19 protein-coding genes are annotated in these 23,156 nt (G+C 70.9%); 7 read left to right on the top strand and 12 right to left on the bottom strand.

The genetic code is table 11. From position 1 onward, the window contains the following. Positions 1-21 precede the first annotated feature (21 nt). Both ND450_RS04055 and ND450_RS04050 read right to left on the bottom strand, forming a co-directional pair. Positions 22-1,014, bottom strand: a complete 993-nt coding sequence (locus ND450_RS04055; RefSeq protein WP_253324802.1) for an NAD-dependent epimerase/dehydratase family protein — start codon at positions 1,012-1,014, stop codon at positions 22-24. Beyond that, positions 1,011-1,406 carry a ChaB family protein gene (locus tag ND450_RS04050; RefSeq protein WP_253324801.1) on the bottom strand — a complete coding sequence of 132 codons (396 nt, stop codon included), beginning with the start codon at positions 1,404-1,406 and terminating at the stop codon, positions 1,011-1,013. Before ND450_RS04050 ends, ND450_RS04055 begins: the two co-directional genes overlap by 4 nt. 47 nt (positions 1,407-1,453) lie before the next feature. On the opposite strand from ND450_RS04050, the gene ND450_RS04045 reads away from it, so the two are divergent. After that, positions 1,454-2,806, top strand: a complete 1,353-nt coding sequence (locus tag ND450_RS04045) for an aldehyde dehydrogenase (RefSeq protein WP_253324800.1) — start codon at positions 1,454-1,456, stop codon at positions 2,804-2,806. On the opposite strand, the gene ND450_RS04040 is transcribed toward ND450_RS04045, so the two are convergent. From ND450_RS04040 to ND450_RS04015, 6 genes are read right to left on the bottom strand one after another with little or no spacing between them, the layout of a single operon-like run. Then, positions 2,790-4,004 carry a UDP-glucose/GDP-mannose dehydrogenase family protein gene (locus tag ND450_RS04040; protein ID WP_253324799.1) on the bottom strand — a complete coding sequence of 405 codons (1,215 nt, stop codon included), beginning with the start codon at positions 4,002-4,004 and terminating at the stop codon, positions 2,790-2,792. The genes ND450_RS04045 and ND450_RS04040 overlap by 17 nt on opposite strands. Next, positions 3,965-4,948, bottom strand: a complete 984-nt coding sequence (locus ND450_RS04035; protein ID WP_253324798.1) for a glycosyltransferase family 9 protein — start codon at positions 4,946-4,948, stop codon at positions 3,965-3,967. The genes ND450_RS04040 and ND450_RS04035 overlap by 40 nt, the downstream gene beginning before the upstream one ends. Beyond that, on the bottom strand, positions 4,945-5,844 hold the full coding sequence (locus ND450_RS04030; RefSeq protein ID WP_371927645.1) for a glycosyltransferase family 2 protein: 900 nt from the start codon (positions 5,842-5,844) through the stop codon (positions 4,945-4,947). The genes ND450_RS04035 and ND450_RS04030 overlap by 4 nt, the downstream gene beginning before the upstream one ends. After that, a complete protein-coding gene (locus tag ND450_RS04025) occupies positions 5,841-7,436 on the bottom strand; it encodes a carbamoyltransferase C-terminal domain-containing protein (protein ID WP_253324797.1) in 1,596 nt (531 codons plus the stop codon). The genes ND450_RS04030 and ND450_RS04025 overlap by 4 nt, the downstream gene beginning before the upstream one ends. 9 nt (positions 7,437-7,445) lie before the next feature. Then, positions 7,446-8,363: an NAD-dependent epimerase/dehydratase family protein gene (locus tag ND450_RS04020; RefSeq protein ID WP_253324796.1), complete on the bottom strand. Its 918-nt coding sequence runs from the start codon at positions 8,361-8,363 to the stop codon at positions 7,446-7,448. After that, on the bottom strand, positions 8,353-9,486 hold the full coding sequence (locus tag ND450_RS04015) for a zinc-dependent alcohol dehydrogenase (protein ID WP_253324795.1): 1,134 nt from the start codon (positions 9,484-9,486) through the stop codon (positions 8,353-8,355). The genes ND450_RS04020 and ND450_RS04015 overlap by 11 nt, the downstream gene beginning before the upstream one ends. A 140-nt stretch (positions 9,487-9,626) precedes the next feature. Between ND450_RS04015 and ND450_RS04010 the strand changes: the two genes are divergently transcribed. Genes ND450_RS04010 through ND450_RS04000 form a run of 3 tightly spaced genes read left to right on the top strand, consistent with a single transcriptional unit; the run spans position 9,627 to position 13,793 of the window. Continuing rightward, positions 9,627-11,882, top strand: a complete 2,256-nt coding sequence (locus ND450_RS04010; RefSeq protein ID WP_371927644.1) for a molybdopterin oxidoreductase family protein — start codon at positions 9,627-9,629, stop codon at positions 11,880-11,882. A 2-nt stretch (positions 11,883-11,884) separates the two neighbouring features. Next, on the top strand, positions 11,885-12,298 hold the full coding sequence (locus ND450_RS04005) for a hypothetical protein (RefSeq protein ID WP_253324793.1): 414 nt from the start codon (positions 11,885-11,887) through the stop codon (positions 12,296-12,298). 1 nt (position 12,299) lies between these two features. Continuing rightward, positions 12,300-13,793 carry an MFS transporter gene (locus tag ND450_RS04000; protein WP_253324792.1) on the top strand — a complete coding sequence of 498 codons (1,494 nt, stop codon included), beginning with the start codon at positions 12,300-12,302 and terminating at the stop codon, positions 13,791-13,793. Here ND450_RS04000 and ND450_RS03995 read toward each other — a convergent pair. Beyond that, complete coding sequence (locus ND450_RS03995; RefSeq protein ID WP_253324791.1) at positions 13,776-16,013, bottom strand: GH92 family glycosyl hydrolase; 2,238 nt, start codon at positions 16,011-16,013, stop codon at positions 13,776-13,778. The two genes, ND450_RS04000 and ND450_RS03995, sit on opposite strands and share 18 nt — an antisense overlap. Before the next feature lie 21 nt (positions 16,014-16,034). Then, positions 16,035-16,643: a hypothetical protein gene (locus tag ND450_RS03990; RefSeq protein ID WP_253324790.1), complete on the bottom strand. Its 609-nt coding sequence runs from the start codon at positions 16,641-16,643 to the stop codon at positions 16,035-16,037. A 187-nt stretch (positions 16,644-16,830) separates the two neighbouring features. Here ND450_RS03990 and ND450_RS03985 point away from each other — a divergent pair, with 187 nt between their 5' ends. Then, a complete protein-coding gene (locus tag ND450_RS03985; protein WP_253324789.1) occupies positions 16,831-18,219 on the top strand; it encodes a hypothetical protein in 1,389 nt (462 codons plus the stop codon). Here the strand turns inward: ND450_RS03985 and ND450_RS03980 are convergent. Then, on the bottom strand, positions 18,209-18,970 hold the full coding sequence (locus ND450_RS03980) for an endonuclease/exonuclease/phosphatase family protein (RefSeq protein ID WP_253324788.1): 762 nt from the start codon (positions 18,968-18,970) through the stop codon (positions 18,209-18,211). The two genes, ND450_RS03985 and ND450_RS03980, sit on opposite strands and share 11 nt — an antisense overlap. Positions 18,971-19,030: 60 nt before the next feature. After that, a complete protein-coding gene (gene fusA, locus ND450_RS03975; RefSeq protein ID WP_253324787.1) occupies positions 19,031-21,016 on the bottom strand; it encodes an elongation factor G in 1,986 nt (661 codons plus the stop codon). Between the two features lie 281 nt (positions 21,017-21,297). Here fusA and ND450_RS03970 point away from each other — a divergent pair, with 281 nt between their 5' ends. Both ND450_RS03970 and xylA read left to right on the top strand, forming a co-directional pair. Next, a complete protein-coding gene (locus tag ND450_RS03970; RefSeq protein WP_253324786.1) occupies positions 21,298-21,888 on the top strand; it encodes an SGNH/GDSL hydrolase family protein in 591 nt (196 codons plus the stop codon). A 112-nt stretch (positions 21,889-22,000) separates the two neighbouring features. Continuing rightward, entirely contained in the window at positions 22,001-23,155 is a 1,155-nt protein-coding gene (gene xylA / locus ND450_RS03965; RefSeq protein WP_253327854.1) for a xylose isomerase, read from the top strand. Position 23,156: the final 1 nt, after the last annotated feature.

The raw sequence follows: 23,156 nt of genomic DNA, 5'->3' as shown, positions 1-23,156 counted from the left end.
ACGCTACTCGGCGAAGCGGTTCTACAGTGCCGGGCTACCAGGAACCCCTTTGCCCTCACCGATTCCGCGCAGGAGTACCTGAAGTGCTTCCTGCGCGTCGAACTGGGGTTTCCAGCCGAGCTCCGTCCGGGCGCGCGACGCGTCCAGCAGCGGCGACTTCAGCGCCAGGTCCACCCAACCGGGCGGCGTCGGCTGCAACCGCAGGCGCCAGCTCACGTTCGCCAGCAGGCGTACCAGCCCCGCCGGAACGTACACAGGCCGCCCGCCGAGGACCTCCGCCAGTGCACGGGGAGTGACGACGGGATCGGCCACGAGGTTCACCCCGCCGTGCGGTCGCTGCCGCAGGATGCGGACCAGACCGTCGGCCACGTCGTCGGCGTGCACGAACTGCAGCACCAGGTCGCGCGGCAGCGGCAGGACCGGGATGCGGTTGCGGAACAGGGCCCTCGGCACGAGCTTGCCGAGGAAGTACTCGCGGATCTCGGACCCGGCGTCGGACTGCAGGATCAGACCGGGCCTCGGCCGGGAGATCAGCAGGTCGGACTCGAACTTGTTGAGCATGTGTTCGACCGCGGCCTTGTGCCTGCTGTAGAACGACGACCGCACCCCGTCGACCGGCCACGACTCGTCCACGCGGCGGTCCTTGCTGCCCGGTGAGTACGCGCCGACCGACGACATGTGCACGAGGTGCGGCACCTTCGCCGCCACCGCGGCGCCGAACACCTGCGCGGAGCCGGCCACGTTCGTGCGGTAGGTCGCCCGTTCGTCGCGGGCGGGCTGGATGCGCCAGGCGAGGTGCACGACCGCGTCGGCGTTCTCGAAGACGCCCTTCAGCACCTCCTCCGCGCCGGGCCGGCCGAGGTCGACCGGGGTCCACGTGACACCGCGGTAGGGCGGTGCGTCCCCCGGCGGGCGGCGGGAGATCCCGTGCGGCTGGATGTCCGGTTCCTCGGCGAGCCTGCGTAACAGCGCCGTCCCCACGTTCCCGGTCGCGCCGGTGATCACGACCTTCATGAGCGCGCTCGCGCGGTCGCGCGGTCGTTCGCCTTGGCGATGGCGTCGACGAGTTCGTCCTTGGTCATCCGGGAGCGGCCCTCGATCTCGAGTCGTTTCGCTATCTCGTAGAGGTGTTCCTTGCCGGCGTTCGCGTCGACACCGCCGGCCGTCTCGCCTCGCGCCGGGGTGCCGCGCTCGGCCTGCGGATCGGAGGGCCCCATCTCCTCCTTGGCCTCCCAGTGGTCACCGACCTTCTCGAAGGCGTGCTTGAGAGCGGAGAATGCGGTGCGGTGCGCGCGTTCGCCCTCTCCGTAGGACTCGACCGCCGAGTCGTGCGCCTTGATCCACGTCCGTTGCGCCTTCTCCGACGAGCGGGCCACCGTGCTGGGCAGTTCCTGCCGTCCGGGCATGGCTCTCCTCCAAGGTTTCCACCTGGGACGACGGGTACCCGAACGACATGACCACCATGCACGCCATCGACGTCCACAGCCCTCGCGACTCCCAGCTCGTCGGCTGGCTTCCCACCGCGACACCCTCCGAGGTCTCCGCGGCCCTCGCCACCGCGCGCTCCGCCCGCCTGGAGTGGGCCGCCGTTCCCGCCGCCGAACGCGGCGCGGCGGTGCGGGAGGCGGCGACGGCGTTGCGGCAGCAGGCGAGTGGTCTGGCAACGGTGGTGGAGACGGAGACAGGGCGCCCGTTCGCGTCGGCGCGGGAGGGTGTGCTCGCGGGCGCGGCGACGCTGGAGCAGTACGCCGAGCTGGGTCCGGTCCACCGTGGACGGTCGTTGCTCGGCTCGGCCGTCGACTTCATGGTGCCGGAACCGCGCGGGGTCGTCGTCGCCCTGACACCGTGGAACGACCCGATCGCGGTGGCGTGCGGACTCATCGGCGCCGCGCTGGTGACGGGCAACGTCGTGGTGCACAAGCCGAGCGAGCGGTGCCCGCACACCGGACTGCTGCTGGCGACCGTGATGCAGCCGTGCTTCCCCGCCGGGGTGCTGCAGACGCTGGTCGGTGACGGTGGAGTCGGTGCCGCGCTGGTGGGTTCGGACGACGTCGACGTCGTCGCGCACGTCGGCAGCACCGCGACCGGGCGGGCGATCGCGCGGACGTCGTCGGCGAAGCTGTTGCTGGAGAACGGGGGCAACGACCCGTTGCTGGTCGACGACGACGTCGACCCGGTGTGGGCGGCGGAGCAGGCGGCGCTCGGCGCGTTCACCAACGCGGGTCAGCTGTGCACCTCGGTGGAGCGGATCTACCTGCACAAGGCCGTGGCGGCGCCGTTCCTGGAGGCGTTGTGCGCCAAGGCCCGCGAGTGGAACGCCGACCCGCAGCCGCTGGTGGACACGCGGCACCGCTCGTTCGTGCACGAGCAGGTCGCCGAGGCACTGGCGGCGGGTGCGTCGTGCCTGGCCGGCGGCTCGGTTCCGGACGGCATCGGCGCCTACTACCCGGCGACCGTGCTGGCGGACTGCGGCGGCGCCATGCGGGTCATGTGCGAGGAGACTTTCGGACCGGTCGCACCCGTGCAGCTGGTGTCGTCGTTCGACGAGGGCCTCGCCGAGGCGTGTTCCGGCGAGTACGGCCTGGCCGCCACGGTGCTGACGTCGTCGATGGAGCACGCCCAGCGCGCCTGGAGGGAACTGCCGGTCGGCACGGTGAAGGTCAACGCGGTGTTCGGCGGCGCCCCCGGCGGCGCCGCGCAGCCCCGCGGCGCCTCCGGCACGGGCTTCGGTTACGGCCCCGAGCTGCTCGACGAGATGACCACGACCAAGGTGGTCCACCTCGGCGTTCCTACCGGCCGGTCCTGACCAGGCGGAAGCCCGCCTCGGCGGCCTTGTCCGGCGGCACGACCCCGCGGGTGTCGAAGATCAGCGGGGTCCGCACGCCCTTCGCCAGCTCGGGCCAGTCGAGCTCGGCGAACTCCGGCCACTCGGTCAGCACGACGAGGACGTCCGCTCCGGCCGCCACCTCGGCCGCGCTGCCCACCACCGCGATGCCGTTGTTCGTCGTCGTGACGCAGGGGTCGTAGGCGACGAGCCGCGCGCCCTCCTGCTCCAGGATCTCCGCGACCGCGAGGGCCGGCGAGTCGCGCAGGTCGTTGGTGCCGGCCTTGAACGCGAGCCCGAGCAACCCGATCCTCTTGCCCTGCAACGACCCGGCCTCGTCGCGGATCCGGTCGACGACCCGGTGCGGCTGGTGCAGGTTGGTCGTGATCGCCGCCTCGAGGGTGGCGAAGTCGATGCCCGCCGAACGCGCCGTGGCGAGCAGCGCCAGCGTGTCCTTGGGCAGGCACGACCCGCCCCAGCCCGGCCCGGGGTGCAGGCACGACGCCCCGATCCTGTCGTCGAGCCGCATGCCCTCGGTCACGCCGTCGATGTCGGCGTCGAGGTGCTCGCACAGCTCTGCCAGCGTGTTGACGTAGGAGAGCTTCAACGCCAGGAAGCAGTTGCTCGCGTACTTCACCAGCTCGGCGCTCGTGTTGTCGGTGAGCACCACAGGCGCACGCGTGTTCTCGTACAGCTCCGCGACCGCACGGGCCTGCTGCTCGTTCTGCGCGCCGACCACGATCCGCTGGGGCCGCAGGAAGTCCTCGACCGCGTGCCCCTCCCGCAGGAACTCGGGGTTCGACACGACACCGGGATGCCGCGCGGCCGTGCCGACCGGCACCGTCGACTTCAGCACCACCTGGGCGGACGCGCCGGCCAGCACCGCCTCGACCGCAGACAGGTCCGCCTCACCACCCGGCCCGGACGGCGTCTGCACGCAGACGAACGTGAAGTCCACATCGGACAGAGCACTGCCCCGCACGAACCTGAGGCTGTCGTTGCCCAGCCCTTCCGCCACGAGCTCCCGCAACCCGGGCTCGTGCAACGCGACCTCACCCGCGTTCAGCGCGGCGACCTTGGCCTCGTCCACGTCCGCACAAGTGACCTGGTGGCCGAGGTGCGCGAAGCACGCGGCCGTGGTCAGCCCGACGTAACCGGCGCCGACGACTCCGATCCGCACAGCACACCTCCCGCAGCATCGAGGACTTCCGCGACCGTGATCTCCAGCAGTCCGGGATCGGGGTCGTCGGCGAACGTGTCACCGGTCCGGCCGTGCCACAGCACGTGGTGGGGGCCGCAGCGCGGACCCCACAGGTCCGGGGGCACCGGGCCGAACAGCAGGACCGACGGGGTCCGGTAGGCGGTGGCGACGTGGGCCACGCCGGTGTCGCCGCAGATGACCAGGCGGGCGGTGGCGACCAGGTCGAAGAGTTCGGCGAGGGTGCCGGAGAAGACCGTCGGGCCGGGTTGTACCGCATCGGGACCGGAGTCCGGTCCACCCGCTCCCACCTCGCCGGCACGGCCGGGCTCCTCCGCACCCGCCACCACCTGCCGCGCCAACTCCCCTTCCCCCGGCCCCGCGGTCACCACGACCTCGGCCCCGATCCCCCGGGCCACCGCCGCGTACCGCTCCACCGGCCACCGCCGCGCCCCCGTGCTCGCCCCGGGGTGGATCACCACCGGACCTTCCCGCTCCCCCACCGGCGCGAGCCGGAAGTCTTCGACATCGCAGGGGATCCCGTGCCGCTGAAGCAGCTCGCACCACCGCAGCACCTCGTGCCGCTCGGCCGGCCACTCGACCGCTGTGACGCGCTCGTCCCACGAGCCCCGCTCCGCGTACGTGATCAGCCGCCGCGGCTCGGTGGCCAGCAGGCGCTCCACGCTCTGCGGCCCGCGTCCGTGCAGGTTCACCGCCAGGTCGGGCCGGTGGAAGTCGATCGGTCCCAGTTCGGCGGTCGGCAGCAGCCGGTCCACCGCCTCGATCCGCGACACCGCGTCCTCCAGCCACGCCGGGGCGGCCAGGGTGATCTCGGCTTCCGGGAAGGCCGCGCGCAGGCCCCTGAGCGCGGGCACCGCCGTCAGCAGGTCGCCCAGTCCGAGCGCCCGCAGCACCAGGATCCTCACGGCCGCACGCTCCGGTGCCGTACCTCGCCCCGCAGCCGGTGCCAGCACGCCACGGGCGGGATCAGGGCGCTCGTCACGACCATCCGGACCACCTCGTCCGCGTCACGGGGTCCCGGCGCGATCCGCGCCATCGCGAACCACGCGGTGCGGCCCGCCCACACCACACCGAACGCAGCTGCGACACGCCGGAAACCGAACACTCCACAAAGGACAGCCAGCAGCCCGGAGGCGGTCGTCAGGAGGTGCGCGGGCAACCGGCCGCGCTTCCCGCCGATGCGCGCACGCCAGCGCGGGCCGACCAGACGCCGCATCAACGCGTCGTCGGCGTTGCCGCGCTGGTCGCGCACGCTCGTGAGGAACGTCGCGGGCTTCACCGGGTGGGTGGTGACGCGCTCGCCGCGCACGATCCGGTAGCCGAGGTCCTGCACGCGCAGCGCCAGTTCGGCGTCCTCGCGGTAGGCGCGCGGGAAGCGTTCGTCGAAGCCGCCCGCGCGGGCCAGGGCCTCGCGCCGGTACGCCATGTCGGCGGTGATCCAGTGCGCCGTGGCGAGGCCCGCCGTGCCGCGTTCGGCGTCGGTCGGTTCGCGGTCCGGAGGCAGTGGCACGACGATCCGCGCCTGACTCGCGCCCACGTCGGCGGGCAGGTCGGCGAGGTCCTCGCTCAGCCTGGCCTTCCAGTCGGGGGCGAGCACCACGTCGTCGTCGAGGAACGCCACCCAGTCGCCGCGCGCCTCGCGCCAGCCCGTGTTCCGCGCGGCCGCGGGCCCGAGCCCCGTCTCGCGGTCGTCCACCACGATGATCTCGCACGGCTCCGGGCCGTCACCTCCGGCCAGGGTGTCCAGCAGGACGTCGAGGTTCGGCCGGCCGACGGTCGGGATCACGACGGAATAGCTCATCGGCGCACCACGAACGGGCCGATGGCGAGCAGGTCGACCGGGGACGAGCCGAAGCACTCCAAGGCGTCGCGCGGGGTGTCGACCATCGGCCGGCCCGCGGTGTTGAGGCTCGTGTTCACCACGACCGGGACACCGCTGCGGACCTCGAACTCGTGCAGCATCCTTTCCAGCAAAGGATCATCGGCGACGGTCTGGGCCCGCGCGGTGCCGTCCACGTGCACCACGGCAGGGATGCGGTCGATCCACTCAGGACGGACGTCGTGCACGAAGAGCATGTACGGGCTGGGGATCGGCCCGCGGGTGAACACGTCCTCGGCCCGCGAGGCCAGCACCATCGGCGCCACCGGACGGAACTGCTCACGGCCCTTCACGTCGTTGAGCCGCGTCAGGTTCTCCGCGAAACAGGGGTTCGCGAGCAACGAGCGGCGGCCGAGCGCACGCGGGCCGTACTCGCTGCGCCCCTGGAACCAGGCCACGATCTTGTTGGCGGCCAACGCCTCCGCGACCTCCGAAGCGACGTCGGCCGGCCTCTCGTACGGCACGGCCGCGGTCCGCAGCACCGCCTCGATCTCGTCGTCCGAGAAGCCGCGGCCGAGGTCGGCACCGGGCATCGGCGCCACCACGTCCGAGGTCAACGCCAGCGCCGCGCCCAGCGCCGTGCCGGAGTCCCCGGCGGCGGGCTGGACCCAGACCTCGTCGAACGGGCCCTCCGCGAAGATCCGGGTGTTCGCGACGCAGTTCAGCGCCACTCCCCCGGCCATCGTGAGCCGCGTTTCCCCGGTGCGTTCGTGCAGCCACCGCACCAGTTCCAGCAACACCTCTTCGAGCCGCACCTGCACGCTCGCCGCGAGCTCGGCGTGGTCGCGCGTCAGCTCGTCGTCCGCGGCGCGTTGCTTGGCGAGCGCGCTCCAGTCGATCGGCTGGATCTCGAAACCGCCGTCGCGCACGACGATGTGGGAGCGCATCAGGTCGAGGTGCGCGGGGTCGGCGTGGGAGGCCAGCGCCATCACCTTGTACTCGTCGCTGGACCTCAGGAAACCCAAGTGCTCGGTCAGGTCCTCGTACATCAACCCGAGCGAGTGCGGCAGCCGCTGCGACGCGAACGTCGTGAGCTCCTGGTCGACGTACCGGCCGGCCAGGTGCGACCCGCACTCGCCGCGACCGTCGGCCACGAGCACCGCGCAGTTGCCGCCGAAGGGCGCGGCGAGACCCGTCGAGGCCGCGTGGGCGACGTGGTGCGGCACGAACCGCACGATGTCGGGATCAAGGCCGGGCAGCGAAGTGGAGAGGAACTGCGGCGCCTTGCGCGCATAGGTCGTCCGCAGTTCCTCCCATGGGGCGTACTCCTGGTCGACCAGGGCGGGGTCGTAGGAGTACGCGACGGCATCCAGATCCGCCGCGGTGAGCCCGGCCTGCTCGAGGCACCACCGCGCGGACAGCTCGGGTTGTTCCCAAGCGGAGAACGGCACGGGCCGCTTCCCGTGCTTGCGGCGGGAGAACCTCTCCTCCTCGGCCGCCGCCACGACCTCGCCGTCGACCACCAGTGCCGCGGCCGGGTCGTGGAACACCGCGTTGATCCCGAGAACTCGCATGACGTGCGGCTACCCGGCGAATTCCCGGACAAACGACCGCAGTCCCTCTTCCAGCGCAACCCGCGGCCGCCAGCCGAGGACCTCCTGCGCCAGCGCGATGTCCGGGCGCCGGCGACGCGGATCGTCCACCATCGACTCGACGTGCCGGATCTCCGACGCACTACCGGTCACCTCGATGCTGCGGTGCGCGACGTCGAGCACGGTGACCTCGTCCGGGTTGCCGAGGTTGATCGGTCCGGGGTGGTCGCTGCGCGCCATCGCGAGCAGCCCGCGCACGAGGTCGTCCACGTAGCAGAGAGAACGCGTCTGGAGCCCGTCACCGTGGACGGTGAGCGGCTCTCCCGCCAGCGCCTGCCGCAGGAACGTGGGGATCATCCGGCCGTCGTGCGCGCGCATGCGCGGGCCGTAGGTGTTGAAGATCCGCACGATGCCCGCGTCGACACCGCGCTCGGCCCGGAACGCCACCGTCATCGCCTCGCCGAACCGCTTGGCCTCGTCGTAGACGCTGCGCGGCCCGATCGGGTTCACGTGCCCCCAGTAGGACTCCCGCTGCGGGTGCTCCTCCGGGTCGCCGTAGACCTCGCTGGTCGACGCGACGACGACGCGCGCGCCTTTGCGGCGGGCGAGGTCCAGCGCGTGGTACGTGCCGAACCCGCCTGTCCGCAACGTGTCGACCGGCATGCGCAGGTAGTCGGCGGGCGAGGCCGGGCACGCCAGGTGCAGGACCAGGTCGACCGGTCCGAGCAGGTCGAGCGGCCGCGTCACGTCGGCGGCCACGACGGTCACGCCGTCCGGAACGTTCTCCCGCGAGCCGGTGCGGAACGAGTCCACGCACACGACCTGCGCGCCCTCCCGCAGCAGCGCGTCGCAGACGTGCGAGCCGAGGAACCCCGCGCCCCCGGTCACGACCACCCGTTCAGGCGACATCGAGGACCGTCTTCAGCCAGCCGTCCTCGCGCAGGTCGAACGTCTTGTAGGCGTCGATCGCGGCGGCGGGCTCCTCGTGCTGCGTGATGAACGCGGTCGGGTCGACCACGCCGGTCAGGACGAGGTCGAGCAGCCGCGGGATGTACCGGCGGTGGTTGCAGTTGCCCATCCGCAGCGTGAGGTTCTTGTTCATCGCGGCGCCGATCGGGAACTGCTCGAACCCCGGCGGGTAGACGCCGATGATCCCGATCGTGCCGGCCTTGGCGACGAGTTCGACGGCCCAGTCGAGCGCCTGGGACGGCGAGTCGCCGGGCTTCCACTGCTCGCCCTCGCGCTCGCCGGGGCTTTCCGCGTCGACGCCAACGGCCTCGATCACGCGGTCCGGCCCGATGCCGCCGGTCAGGTCCTTCACGACCTCGATCGGGTCCTCGGAGTTGAAGTCGACGGTCTCCGCGTTCTGCGCGCGGGCCTTGTCCAGCCTGGACGCGATGCCGTCGACGACGATCACGCGACCGGCACCCTGCCGTTTCGCCGAGGCGATGGCGAACTGGCCGACCACACCCGCGCCGAGCACCAGCACGGTGTCGCCGGAGCCGACCTCGGCCAGGCGGGAACCGAACCACGAGGTCGGGAAGATGTCGGAGACCATGATCGCCTGGTCGTCGCTCACGCCGTCCGGGAGGCGCACCATCGTCGTGGCGGCGTGGGGGATGCGCGCGTACTCGGCCTGCAGGCCGTTGATCGGCCCGGTCGCCTTCGGCCCGCCGAAGAAGCTGGTGCCCGCCGACGGTCCGTTCGGGTTCGCGGTGTCGCACTGCGCGTAGTAGCCCGCCCGGCAGTAGGAACACGTGCCGCACCCGATCGTGGAGGGGATCACCACCCGGTCACCGGGCGTGAACCCGCGCACCGACGAGCCCACCTCCTCGACGACACCGACGGCCTCGTGCCCGAGCACGGTGCCCTCGACCATGTCCGGCATCGTGCCGCGCACCATGTGCAGGTCGGTGCCGCAGATGGCGCTGCGGGTGATCCGCACGACCGCGTCGGTCGGTTCCTGGATCTTCGGGTCGTCCACGTCGTCGAGCCTGATGTCGCCCACGCCGTGCCACACGACAGCCTTCATCGTTCGTCCGCCTCCCTGGGTCCGTGTCGCTGGTCTTCCCGTGAGCAGGGGCGGCAAACACCAGGTCACCGGACAATTCGGGCCTTTCGGAACAAAAACATTTTCGGTTTCGGGCAGGGTCTGCCGGGTATGGCTCCCGAGTGGATCGCATCGCCGACGTATGGGGAGCACGCACACCGCACGGACGCGGGACGGACTGGCCGGTGCGCGTCGACCAGCGGCTCGTGGACGGCGTCGGGGAGTCCGATGTGGACCGCTGGGTTCAGTCGGCGTGCGTGCTGTGCAGCAACGGGTGCGGCTGCGACATCGCGGTCAAGAACGGCCGGATCGTCGGTGTGCGCGGACGTGCGGAGGACGTCGTCAACCGCGGCAGGCTCGGCCCCAAGGGCCTCTACGGCTCCTGGCAGGCCCACGGCAAGGAGCGCCTCACCACACCGTTGATCCGGCGTGGTGGAGAGCTGGTCGAGACCGACTGGGACACCGCGATGAGCGAGATGGTGCAACGCTCGCAACATTTGCTGGCCGAGTCCGGACCGCTCACCCACGGCTTCTACACCAGCGGGCAACTGTTCCTCGAGGAGTACTACACCCTCGGCGTGATCGGCAAGGCCGGTCTCGGCACCCCGCACATGGACGGCAACACCCGGCTCTGCACCGCGACGGCCGCGGCCGCGCTCAAGGAGTCGTTCGGCGCGGACGGCCAGCCCGCCTGCCACGCCGACATCGACCTCTGCGACGCGCTGTTCCTGTTCGGGCACAACATGGCCGCCACGCAGACCGTGATGTGGTCCCGCGTGCTCGACCGGATCGAGGGACCGGACAGGCCTCGGCTGGTCGTCGTCGACCCCCGGACGACGCCGACCGCCGAGGCCGCCGACGTGCACCTGGCGCCGTTGCCCGGCACGAACCTGGCGTTGCTGAACGGCCTGCTGCGCGAGCTGATCGAGCGCGACCGGATCGACCACGACTACGTCTCCGCGCACACGCTCGGCTTCGACGAGCTCAAGGCGACCGTCGAGCCGTACACCCCGGAACGCGTCGCGGAGATCTGCCGCATCTCCCCTTCCGACCTTCTCCGGGCCGCCGAGATCTTCGGGACCTCCGAGCGCGTGCTGTCGACCGTCTTGCAGGGCTTCTACCAGTCGCACCAGGCGACCGCGGCGGCGTGCCAGGTCAACAACCTGCACCTGCTGCGCGGCCAGATCGGCCGCCCCGGCAGCGGTGTGCTGCAGATGAACGGCCAGCCCACCGCGCAGAACACGCGGGAAGCCGGGGCCAACGGCGATCTCCCCGGCTTCCGCAACTGGGACAACCCGGCGCACGTCGAGGAACTGGCCGAGCTCTGGAAGGTCGACCCGCTCGTCATCCCGCACTGGGCACCGCCGACGCACGCGATGCAGATCTGGCGGTACGCCGAGCAGGGGTCGATCAGGTTCCTGTGGATCTCCGCGACCAACCCGGTCGTGTCGTTGCCCGATCTCGGCCGCATCAGGAACATCCTGCGCCAGGAGGGCCTGTTCGTGATCGTCCAGGACGCGTTCCGCACCGAGACCACCGAACTCGCGGACGTGGTGCTGCCCGCCGCGATGTGGGGTGAGAAGCAGGGCACGTTCACGAACCTCTCGCGCGTCGTGCACCTGTCCGACCAGGCCGTCGAACCCCCCGGCGAGGCCCGCGGCGACCTCGACATCTTCCTGGACTACGCCTCCCGCATGGGTTTCCGGGACCGCGACGGTGAACCGCTGATCAAGTGGAAGGACGCGGAGGGCGCGTTCGACGCGTGGCGCGAGTGCAGCCGCGGCCGTCCTTGCGACTACAGCGACCTCTCCTACGAGAAACTGCGCGGTGGCAGCGGAATCCCCTGGGGCGGCGAACGCCTGTACGCCGACGGCGTCTTCCCCACTGCCGCCGACCACTGCGAGGACTACGGCCACGACCTGCTCACCGGGGCGACGACGACCCCGGCCGACTACCGGGCCCGGCGGCCGGATGGCAGGGCGTTCCTCAAGGCGGCCGAGCACACGCCCCCGCCGGAGGTGCCGAGCGACGAGTACCCGTTCCTCGGCACCACCGGGCGCTCGGTCTACCACTTCCACACCCGCACCAAGACCAAGCACGCCCCCGAACTGCAGGAGGCGGCGCCGGACCCGTGGGTGGAGATGTCCGCCTCCGACGCCGAGAACCTGGGGCTGTCCGAAGGAGACGTGGTCCGGGTCGAGTCCGAACGCGGTGGCGTGGAGGTCCCGGTCCGCATCGGACGGTGTCGTGAAGGCGTGGTGTTCCTGCCGTTCCACTACGGCTTCCAGGCCGCGAACGAGCTGACGCTCACCGAGTGGGATCCCGTCTCCAAGCAACCGCTGTTCAAGATCAGCGCCGTGCGGATCAGGAAGGTGTGACCGTGCTCCTCGCCAACCACCTGGGTGTGCTGCACTCGACGCTGGGGACGCTGGCCGAGACGTTCCGCGAGGTCGCCGCGCGGCACGGCGACGAGCCCGACGTCCGGCACATCTGCGCACTGCTCGCCCAGCGCATCGATCGGCAGGCGGAGCAGCTCAAACCGGTCGTCGACCGGTACGGCGAGAGCGGCGAGCCCGAGCCGAGCCTGCTGCGCGACCTGCAGGACCTCTACGCGCTCGCGTCGTTCACCGACATCACCTGGACCGTCGTCGGCCAGGCCGCGCAAGGACTGCGCGACCAGGAGCTCATGGACGTCGTGAGCGCCTGTGAGCAGGACACGGCACGGCAACTGGCCTGGTTGAAGACCCGCATCAAGCAGAGCGCGCCGCAGGCGCTGATCGTGGCAGGGAGCTGAGATGGCAGAAGCCGGTGTGCGCACGCTGATCCCCGCGAGGATCGACAGGCTCCCCTGGTCGCCGTTCCACACGCGCATGGTGATCGCACTGGGCGTCGCGTGGATCCTGGACGGCCTGGAGATCACCGTCGCCAGCGCGATCGCCGACACGCTGACCAAACCGGAGACGCTCGGGCTCTCCTCCACCGCGGTCGGCCTGCTCGCCACGGTCTACCTGCTCGGCGAGGTCGTCGGCGCGCTGTTCTTCGGCCACCTCTCCGACAAGCTCGGCCGCCGCAACCTGTTCATGATCACGCTCGCGGTCTACCTGGTCGGCTCGGGCCTCACCGCGTTCACCCTGGGCAACGGCGCGGGGTGGCTGGTCTTCCTGTACCTCACCAGGTTCATCGCCGGCATGGGCATCGGCGGCGAGTACGCGGCGATCAACTCCGCGATCGACGAGCTCATCCCCGCCCGTTACCGGGGGCGCGTCGACATCGCCGTCAACGGCACGTACTGGGCGGGCGCGGTGCTCGGCACGCTCAGCTCGTACATCCTGCTCAACCACGTCGAGCTGTCGCTGGGCTGGCGGCTCGGGTTCCTCGTCGGACCGGTGCTGGGGCTCGTGATCCTGGTGGTGCGCAGGCACCTGCCGGAGAGCCCGCGCTGGCAGATCATGCACGGCCGCACCGACGCCGCCGAGAAGACGATCAAGGGCATCGAGGACGAGGTCGAGAAGGAGTCCGGCTCGGCCCTGCCCGCGGTGGACGAGAAGAAGGCCATCGAGGTCAAGCCGGCCGAGCAGATCGGCTACCTCGCGCTGGCGCGCGTGCTGTTCAAGGAATATCCCTCGCGGGCGGTTCTCGGCGCGACGCTGATGATCACGCAGTCGTTCCTCTACAACGCCATCTTCTTCACCTACACGCTGGTGCTGGGCAAGTTCTACGGCGTCCCGTCCGAGGTGACACCGCTGTACCTGATCGCGTTCGCGGTCGGCAACCTCGTCGGGCCGTTCACCATCGGGCACCTCTTCGACACCATCGGCCGCCGCCGGATGCTGTTCCTGACCTACGCGGTCTCCGGTGCGCTCCTGGCCGTCACGGCCGTGCTGTTCTACGCCGGGGTGCTGAACGCGATCACGCAGACGATCGCGTGGTGCGTGATCTTCTTCTTCGCCTCGGCCGGTGCCAGCGCCGCGTACCTGACCGTCAGCGAGATCTTCCCGCTGGAGGTGCGGGCGAAGGCGATCGGCGTCTTCTTCGCCATCGCCCAGTGCTTCGGCGCGCTCGGCCCGGTGATCTACGGCGCGCTGATCGGCACCGGCGACCAGCCCGTGCGGCTGTTCGTCGGCTACCTGGTCGGCGCGGTGATCATGATCGCGGGCGGGCTGGTCGCGCGGTTCCTCGCCGTGGACGCGGAGAACAAGTCGCTGGAGGACGTCGCGATGCCGTTGTCGGCCACCGCGCGACGCAGCCACACCCGTGCGGAGGGCGCCGGCTCACCCTTCAAGACGTGAGACCAGCACTCCCCCGCGCTCGACGAACGACTCCGGCAGCCACGGCTGCCCGATCTTCCTGCCGTTCCACCGCGTCTCCTCGACGTAGATCCCGGGGGTCCCGGCCGCGAGGACCGTGATGTTCTTCGCGGTGATCCGGGCCTTCGGGAAGATCGGGCTGGAGACGTGCAGTTCGGCGCTGCTCGGCGTGCGCGGGTAGAGGCCCAGGGCGGCGAAGACGTACCAGGCGGACATCGTGCCGAGGTCGTCGTTGCCGGGCAGGCCGGACGGGCCCGTCCTGTAGACGAGGCGGGCCATCGCGCGCACGGTCTCCTGGGTCTTCCGCGGCTGGCCCAGCTCGTTGTAGATCCACGGCGTGTGGATGCCGGGCTCGTTGGTCGGGTCGTACCGCAGCGGGTCGCCACCGGTGGCCCACGAGCCGTCCGCGCGCTTGAAGAACCCGTCGAGCCTCTTCGCGGCTGCCTCGGACCCGCCCATCACCTCGGCGAGGCCCTGGACGTCGTGCGGGACCATCCACGTGTAGGTCGCGCTGCTGCCCTGCGCGAAGCCCTGGTCCGAGGCCGGGTCGAACGGCGTGACCCAGGTTCCGTCGGCCTTGCGGGCCTGCTGGTGGCCGGTCTCCGGGTTGAACGTGTTGCGCCACCAGCCCGCGCGCCGCTCCATCTCCGCGTTCGGACGGCCGAGCCTGCGGCCCAGGTCCGCGAGCGCCTGGTCGGCGACCGAGTCCTCCAGGGTCTCGGCGGCGCCGCCCCAGCAGTGGCACGTGTCGTGCGGGGCGTAACCGAGCCTCATGTACTCGGCGAGGTTCGGGCGCTGGCCCTCGCACTGGCCGGGGCAGCCCTTGTCGGACAGGCCGTCCGGGTGCGGGACGGTGGCCTGGCGCAGCAACGAGTCGTAGGCGGCGTTGACGTCGAAGTCCCTGGCACCCATGGCGTACATGCCCGCGACGGCCGGCGCGGACGGGTCGCCCGTCATGACGTGCGTCGGGCCGGTGATGTGGACCCAGCGGTCCCACACACCGCCGTTCCTGCGCGAGATCTCCAGCAACGACTGGGCGTAGCCGCTCGCCACGTCCGGGGCCAGCAGGGCGAGGAGCTGGGTGTGGGCGCGGTACTGGTCCCAGCCGGAGAAGTTGCCGTACCGCACGTCCTGGCCGGCGTCGGTGATCACGTTGGGCTGCAGGAAGGCGTGGTAGAGCGCGGTGTAGAAGATCGTGCGCTCGTCCGCGCTGCCGCCGTCGACCTCGACCGCCCTGAGCTGCTTCGCCCAGGCCTTCTTCGCCTCCTTCGCGATGTCGTCCACGGTCGCGCGCTTCGGGATCTCGGCGGCGAGGTTGCGCTCGGCCGCGTCGAGGCTCGTGTAGGAGATGCCGACGCGCATGCGCACCGAACTGTCCGCGAAGGAAACATAACCGCCGGAACCCCTGCCCGCGCGGGCACTTCCGGTCAGGTAGCCCTCGCCGCCGCGCGCCGTCGTGCTGCCGGGCCTCAGCTCGCTGTCGACCCACGTGCCGTAGTTCGTGATCGGACGGTCGAAGGACGCCGTGAAGTGCAGGCGGTAGTAGGTCTTCTGGTTGTTCGTGCCGCCGTTCGCGCGACGTCCGCAGAACGCGCCGGTCAGCACCGAACCCGAGACGGAATCGGTCGCCGGGTCGATCGTGATGTCGGCGTCCTCGCTGCCGTTGAGCGAGTTCGAGGTGCGGAACAGCAGCGAACCGTTGACGGGGAACGTGAACTCACCGATGCCGGCGCGGGTCGTCACCGAGAGGTCGGCCGTGGCACCGGACTTCAAGCCCACCCGGTACCGCCCGGCCTCGGCCTTCTCGTCGGCGTGGGAGAAGTCGCTCGCGAAGATCTGGTCCTTGGTGTCCGCCGTCGGCGACGAGGTGATCTCCCCGACGTGCGGCATGATCGGGACGTCCCCCGCGGCGCCGGGGTGGCAGCCCGCACCGTTGACGTGCGTGAGGCTGAAGCCCCGCACGCGCGTCGCGTCGTAGGCGTACCCGTTGGCGGCGCCCGTGTTCGTCTGGTCGCCGCGGGTGGACGTGGGGCTCCACGAGATCATCCCGAACGGCCGCACCGCGCCCGGATACGTGTTGCCGCCGCCCGCCGAGCCGATCAGGGGGTCGACGTACCGGGTGTCGTCTCTCACCGCCGCGCTCGCGGGCGTCGCCAGCGCGGCGGTGAGGACAGTGACCAGGAAGACCGGAAGCGCTCTCACGCCCCGGACACTAACCGGATCTCAGTAAACGCAGGGTGGCCGGTAACCGTCGACTTTGAGCCCCTGGAACTCCAGGTCGTTCTTCGTGTTGCCGACGAACACCAGGCCACGGGCGTCGTCGAGCGCGTCGGCGAGCGGGTAGGACGGCTTGCCGAGCGCGGGCAGATATGTCCAGTTCTCTGTCTTGAAGCTGAAGAACTTCTTCACGAGCCTGCCGCCGGTGGACGGGATCTTCGTGACCCACTTGTCGCCGCCGCTCCAGAACTCGGCGGGTCGCAACTGGACGTACAGGTCGTTCGTGGCGCGGTAGGTGAGCCAGAACCCGCGCGAGTCCGACAGGTCGGCCTGGGCCTCGAACTCGTTGCCCAGCCACACGACCATGACAGCCCAGTCGTCGGCGAGAAACTTGATCTTCGCCGTGTGGTCGTGCCGCCCCTTGGGGACGAGGATGCTGCCGGTCGCGGGTTCCGTGGCACCTTCACCACTGGCGATCCACTGCTGGTACCGGTCGATGGACGGGGTGGCGCACTCGCGGCCGTGCGAGGCGTTGGCGACCGCTGTCGAGCCGAGGGTGAACAGCAGCGCGTACGCGACTACCGCGACGCGGCCGAACGTCGATTTCAGGCGCATCCAGCGGACCGTAGCGGAAATTGGTATAAACCATTTCCGTTGACGGTTGACAACGGTCTCACTCGGTTACCTGGACAGCGGATTGTGAGGCGTTGCCGCGAGGGCCACAGTGAGCGCCGTGCAGCCCGCCAGATGGATCGCATTCATAGGTGTCGTAACGGTTTTCGCCTTCCAGCTGACGACTCCGGTGCGCGCGTCGGACGACTGCTCCCCCACCGTCGACGAGCGGACGTTCGCCTCCGCCCGCGAACTCCGGTCCCTCAACACCACCGTCGCCGGATTCGGCGTCCGCGCCACCGGCAGCCCGGCCCACGACCGCCTGATCTCGTGGCTCGAACGCCGCGCGGACCGGTTGCCGGGCGTGTCCGTGCGGTCCGAGCGCTTCGCGATCGAGCGGTGGCGACCGGGTCCCGGCTTCCTGCTCTCGAACGGCGTCGTGCCGGTCGCGTCCGCGATCCCCTATTCCGACTCCGGCGTGCGCTCCGGCGACCTGGTCCGCCTGCCCGCCGGCACGCCGATCACCGCGGACAACGCCCGCGGCAAGGTCGTCCTGCGCGACTTCCCCGTCCTCGACCGCGGCTACCTCGCCGAACCGCTGCTCAACGCGGACATGGTCGGCGCGGGCAGGGCGGGTGCCGCCGGCGTGGTCGTCGCCTTCCCGTTCCCCCACGAGCAGGTCAGGGGCTACTGGGACCCGCACCTCGGCACCCACTACCGCGTGCCGGGCGTGTTCGTCGGCTCCGACGCGGCCTCGAGGCTCGTTCCAGGCACGCACACGACGATCGGCGTGGTGGCCGGACGCGCACCGGCCACCACCCGTTCCCTGATCGCGACCCTGCCGGGCCTCAGCAGCGAACGGATCGTGCTCGACACCAACACCGACGGCGTCGGCTGGGTCCAGGAGAACGGCACGGTCGCGCTGCTGGCACTGGCCGAGCACTTCGCGCGGCTGCCGTTGCGCTGCCGGCCGCGCACGATCGAGTTCGTCTTCGCGACCGGCCACCTGCACCGCCCCGCCGAGGGCAGCGAGTTCCGCGCCCGCGCGCTCGACACCGAGTACGACTCGGGTTCCGTCGCGTTCGCGTTCGTGCTGGAACACCTCGGCACGCGCGAGTACCTGCCTCAGGACGGATCGCTCCGACCGACGGGCCTCGCGGAGCTCTCGGGCTGGTTCGCGGGCAGTCCCGTGCTCTCGCAGACCGCGGCCTCGGCCCTGGCCGGGCGTGCGGTCGACCGCACCTTCGTCCTGCCCGGCAGCGACCTGCCGGTACCGGGACGCGTGCCGCCGCAGTGCTCGTTCGGCGGCATCGGCACGCACTTCCACTCGCACCTGGTGCCGACCATGGCGATGATCTCCGGACCGTGGACGCTCTGGGCGCCCTCGTTCGGCGCGCAGGCCGTCGACCACGAACGCATGCGCCGGCAGGTGCTGGCCGCAGGTGACGCGATCACGGCGCTGGCGCCGGTGCCCCGCGAGCAGATCGCCGGTCCGTACCTGGACCAGCGGCGGGCACGCGCGGCCGGCGCGCCGACGTGTTCGCACGACCTGCCGCCGGAGTGGGCTCCTAGAAACTGATCAGCGCCTGGATCGGGAGGTGATCGGTCGGGAACTGGCCGTCGCGCTGGAACGTGTTGATCGCGGCGGTCTCGACGGTGGCCCCGCGCGTCAGGATCCAGTCGATCCGCGGGCCGTCCGGGACCAGCGGTCCGAAGCCGTGGAACGTCCCGTGGGCCGGCGTGGTCTGCTTGCCCGTGAGCCACGTGTCGGCGAGGTCCTCGGTCAGCACGGCGTAGGCCGGCGAGCCGGGGACGTCGTTGAAGTCGCCGGTGACGACGACCGGGAGCTGCTGGGCCCGGAGGCGGTCGTGGATGACCTGGGCGCTGCACAGGCGCGCGTTCGCGGACTCGTGGTCGAAGTGCGTGTTGACGGCGACGAACTGCTTGCCCGTCAGGCGATCGGCGAACCGGACCCAGGTGACCATGCGGATCACGTTGTTGCCCCACGACCTGGAGGCGACGACCTTCGGCGTGTCCGAGAGCCACTCGTGGTCGAACTCCAGCGGTTGCAGCCGGTTCGTGTCGAAGAAGATCGCCATGAACTCGTCGTGGCTGCCACCGTGCCGGCCGAGGCCGATCCAGTCGTAGTGGTCGGGCAGGTCGTGCGCCACGTCGCTGATCTGTCCGTAGAGGCCTTCTTGCGTGCCGATCAAGGCCGGCAGCTCCTGCCTGAGGAACTCGGCCATCACGGGACGCCTGGTGGGCCACGAGTTCGGCTCGACGGTCGAGGCGAACCTCAGGTTCAGGGACATGACGTTCAAGGTCGACATCCGGTCCAGCATGGCACAGGGCCGCTCTCAGCGAGAGCGGCCCTGCGTCTACCTGCTGTTTCACGCCGGGGCGTACCCGACAGGCGTGCTCGTGAACGAGCCGCGGCCCTGCGTCCGGCTCCGCAACCGCGTCACGTAGCCGAACATCTCCGCCAGCGGCACGCTCGCCGTCACCACCGCGGCACCGGCCCTGGCCTCCGAACCGAGGATCCTGCCCCGGCGCGTGGCCAGATCACCGAGCACACCGCCGAGGTACTCCTCCGGCACGGTGACCGCGACCTCGGCTATCGGTTCGAGCAGCGTCATGGCGCCGGCCTTCAGCGCCTCGCGCAGCCCGTTGCGCGCCGCCGTGCGGAACGCCATCTCCGAGGAGTCCTTGACGTGCGTGGACCCGTCGGTGAGCGTCACCCGCACGCCGGTCACCGGGTGGCCGAGAGGTCCCTCGGCCAGCGCGTCCCGGCAGCCCTGTTCGACCGCGCGGACGAACTCCTGCGGCACGCGCCCGCCGGTGACGGCCGAGCGGAACTCGAAACCGGTCTCCAGCGGCTCGGTGCTGATCACGATGTGGGCGAACTGCCCCTGCCCTCCGTCCTGCTTGACGTGCCTGTGGACGAATCCGGTGACGCCCGTGGCGACCGTCTCGCGGTACGAGACGCGCGGCCGTCCCATGGTGATCTCGACGCGGTGCAGCGTGCGCGCCTTCTCCACCGAGACCTCCAGGTGCAGCTCGCCCTGGCCGGACAGCACGGTCTGCCCGGTCTCCGGGTCCGTCCCGAACCGCAGGGACGGGTCCTCGTCGACCAGGTGCGCCAGTGCGTCGGCCAGCCGGGCGTTGTCCGCGCTGCTGCGCGCTTCCACCGCCACGGACACGACCGGGTCGGCCGAGACCGGGGGTTCGAGCAGCAGCGGGGCGTCCGGCGCGCACAGCGTCGTGCCGGTGCGGGCCGACTTCAGCCCGACCAGCGCGACGATGTCGCCCGCGAAGGCCTGGTCGACCGGCGTGTGCCGGTCGGCCTGGACGCGCAGGATCCGCCCGATGCGTTCGGTGCGGCCGGCCACGAGCACCGAGTCCCCCTTGTGGAGGGTGCCCGAGTACACGCGGACGTACGCGAGCCGTCCCGTGGCGGCGGCGTTCACCTTGAACACCAACGCCGAGAACGGCGCGTCCGGGTCAGGCTGCCGTTCCTGGCCGTCGGCGCCGCGCACCGCCGGAACGTCCACAGGGGACGGCAGGTACGCGATCACCGCGTCCAGCAACGGTTCCACGCCCCGGTTGCGGTACGCCGAGCCGCACAGCACGACGGTCGCCCGGCCCTGCCGGGTCAGGTCGCGCAGCGCCGTGCGCAGCGTCTGTTCGGACAGACCTCCCGCGAAGAACTCCTCCACCGCCTCGGGGTGCAGCTCCGCCACCGCCTCCTCCAGGACGCGGCGACGCCGTTGCGCCTCCGCCAGCAGCGTTTCCGGCACAGGCCCTTCGGTCATGCCGTCGTCCCACACCAGCGCGCGCATGCGCACCAGGTCGACGACACCGACGAACCCGTCCTCCACGCCGATCGGCAGCTGCACGACGAGCGGCACGGTGTGCAGCCGCGTGCGGATGGACTCGACGACGCGGTCGAGGTCCGCGCCCGCCCGGTCGAGCTTGTTGACGAACGCGATCCGCGGCACGCCGTGCCGATCCGCCTGCCGCCACACGGATTCGCTCTGCGGTTCCACCCCGGCGACGCCGTCGAACACCGCGACGGCCCCGTCCAGCACGCGCAGGGACCGTTCGACCTCGTCGGCGAAGTCGACGTGCCCCGGCGTGTCGATGAGGTTGACGCGGTGCCCGTCCCACGTGCAGGTCACGGCCGCGGCGAAGATGGTGATGCCGCGGTCGCGCTCCTGCGGGTCGAAGTCGGTGACGGTGGTGCCGTCGTGGACCTCGCCGCGCTTGTGGGTGCTGCCCGTCGCGAACAGGACGCGTTCGGTCAGGGTGGTCTTGCCCGCGTCGACGTGGGCGAGGATGCCGAGGTTGCGGACAGCGTTCAACGTGGTCGTGCGCATGGTTCTGCCTTTTCCTTCAAGGACTTACGGGGTCAGCGCGATGACCCGACGAACACCTTCGTGGGTTCGTCAGACACTCCGGCGCCCGGCGCGCAGCGGGCGACCGGGGTGCGGGGACACGAGGATCACGTCGAAACGGGACGGGAGGACGACAACGGCGGTACGCACGGCCGGTCCCCTCTCGCCTCGGTGATGATGATCGTGGAGTGTAGACACCTGAGCGGTGCCTCACAACGCCTTTTGAGGCGGAACACCTCCACCATGCTCAACGTTCACCAGGTATGCGCTTGTGTTTGCTCGGCGACTCGATCGCCGCCGGAGTGGGCAGCACGCGCCGGGAGGACACGCTCGGCCCGTTGCTCGCCGACCGCCTTCGCCAGGCGGGCCACCGGGTCGACCTCGACGTGCGCGCCGTCCCCGGCGCCCGTTCCGCGGACCTGCGCGCCCAGGTGCGGGCCACGGGCGCGGTGGACGTCGCGGTGATCGTGATCGGCGCGAACGACCTGACCCGCTTCGTCCCCGCCCAGGTGGGCGCCCAGCAGCTGCACGACGCCGTCGCGGACCTGAGGGCGAAGGGCGCCGAGGTCGTCGTCGCCACCGCGCCGGACCTGAGCATCGTCTCGCACGTGCCCCCGGCCCTGCGCGACGTCGTGTCGGCCGCGAGCCGCCAGTACGCGCAGGCCCAGCAGCAGGCCGTCATCCGCGCCGGAGGCGTGGTGGCCCACGTCGAACGCGCCGTCACCCCGCGCTTCGCGACCGACCCGTCGCTCTTCGCCGCCGACCGCTTCCACCCGTCCGCTGCGGGCTACCGGGCGATCGCCGACGCCCTCGCCCCCGCCGTCGAGGCCGTGGCGGACCGCCGCCGCGTCTGATCACCGGCGCGGTCCCCGCCGCCGCGATCACCCGCTCCACACCCGCCGTTGCGATCAAGGCCGTGGCGTCGTACTGTCCAGACTAAGTTCAAGCATTGAACGAATGAGGTGGATGATGAGCACGCCCACTCCGGCGGACAAGTTCTCCTTCGGTCTGTGGACCGTGGGCTGGCAGGGTCGCGACCCGTTCGGCGACGCCACGCGGCCCGAACTCGACGTGGTCGAGGCCGTGCACCGGCTCGCCGAGCTCGGCGCGTACGGGCTGACGTTCCACGACGACGACCTGTTCGGCTTCGAGGCCACGCACCGCGACCAGCAGATCAGCCGCCTGCAGGGCGCGCTCGCCGAAACCGGTCTCGTCATCCCGATGGTGACGACGAACCTGTTCGCCCACCCGGTGTTCAAGGACGGCGGCTTCACCAGCAACGACCGCGGTGTGCGGCGGTTCGCGCTGCGGAAGGTGCTGCGCAACATCGAGCTGGCGGCCGAGCTCGGCGCCCAGACGTTCGTGCTGTGGGGCGGTCGTGAGGGCTCCGAGTACGACACCGCGAAGGACGTGCGGGCGGCGCTCGACCGGTACCGCGAGTCGATGAACCTGCTCACCCAGTTCGTCACGGACCGCGGCTACGACATCCGCTTCGCGCTCGAGCCCAAGCCGAACGAGCCACGCGGCGACATCCTGCTGCCCACGGTCGGGCACGCGATCGCGTTCATCTCCGAGCTGGACCAGCCCGAGCTGGTCGGTCTCAACCCCGAGGTCGGGCACGAGCAGATGGCCGGGCTCAACTTCGTGCACGGCATCGCGCAGGCGCTGTGGCACAAGAAGCTCTTCCACATCGACCTCAACGGTCAGCGCAGCATCAAGTACGACCAGGACCTGGTGTTCGGCCACGGCGACCTGATGAACGCGTTCGCGCTGGTCGACCTGCTGGAGACGGCCGGGTACGAGGGTCCGCGGCACTTCGACTACAAGCCGTCGCGCACCGAGGACATCACGGGCGTGTGGGACTCGGCCAAGGCGAACATGGCCACCTACCTGCTGCTTCGCGACCGGGCCGCGGCCTTCCGCGCCGACCCGGAGGTGCAGGAGGCGCTGGAGACGGCAGGCGTGGCCGAGCTGGGCCGGCCGACGCTGAACGCCGGCGAGTCCTACGACGACCTGCTCAAGGACGACGACGGGTTCGACCCCGGCCAGGCGGCCGAGCGCGGCTTCGGCTTCGTGCGGCTCAACCAGCTGGCCCTCGAGCACCTCACGGGAGCCCGCTGAC

Origin of the sequence: Lentzea sp. HUAS12 (assembly GCF_024125735.1) — a bacterium.
Taxonomy (GTDB): Bacteria; Actinomycetota; Actinomycetes; order Mycobacteriales; family Pseudonocardiaceae; genus Lentzea; species Lentzea albida.
Note: the sequence above shows the minus strand (reverse complement) of the source record. Positions and strands in the feature narration are given on the sequence as shown.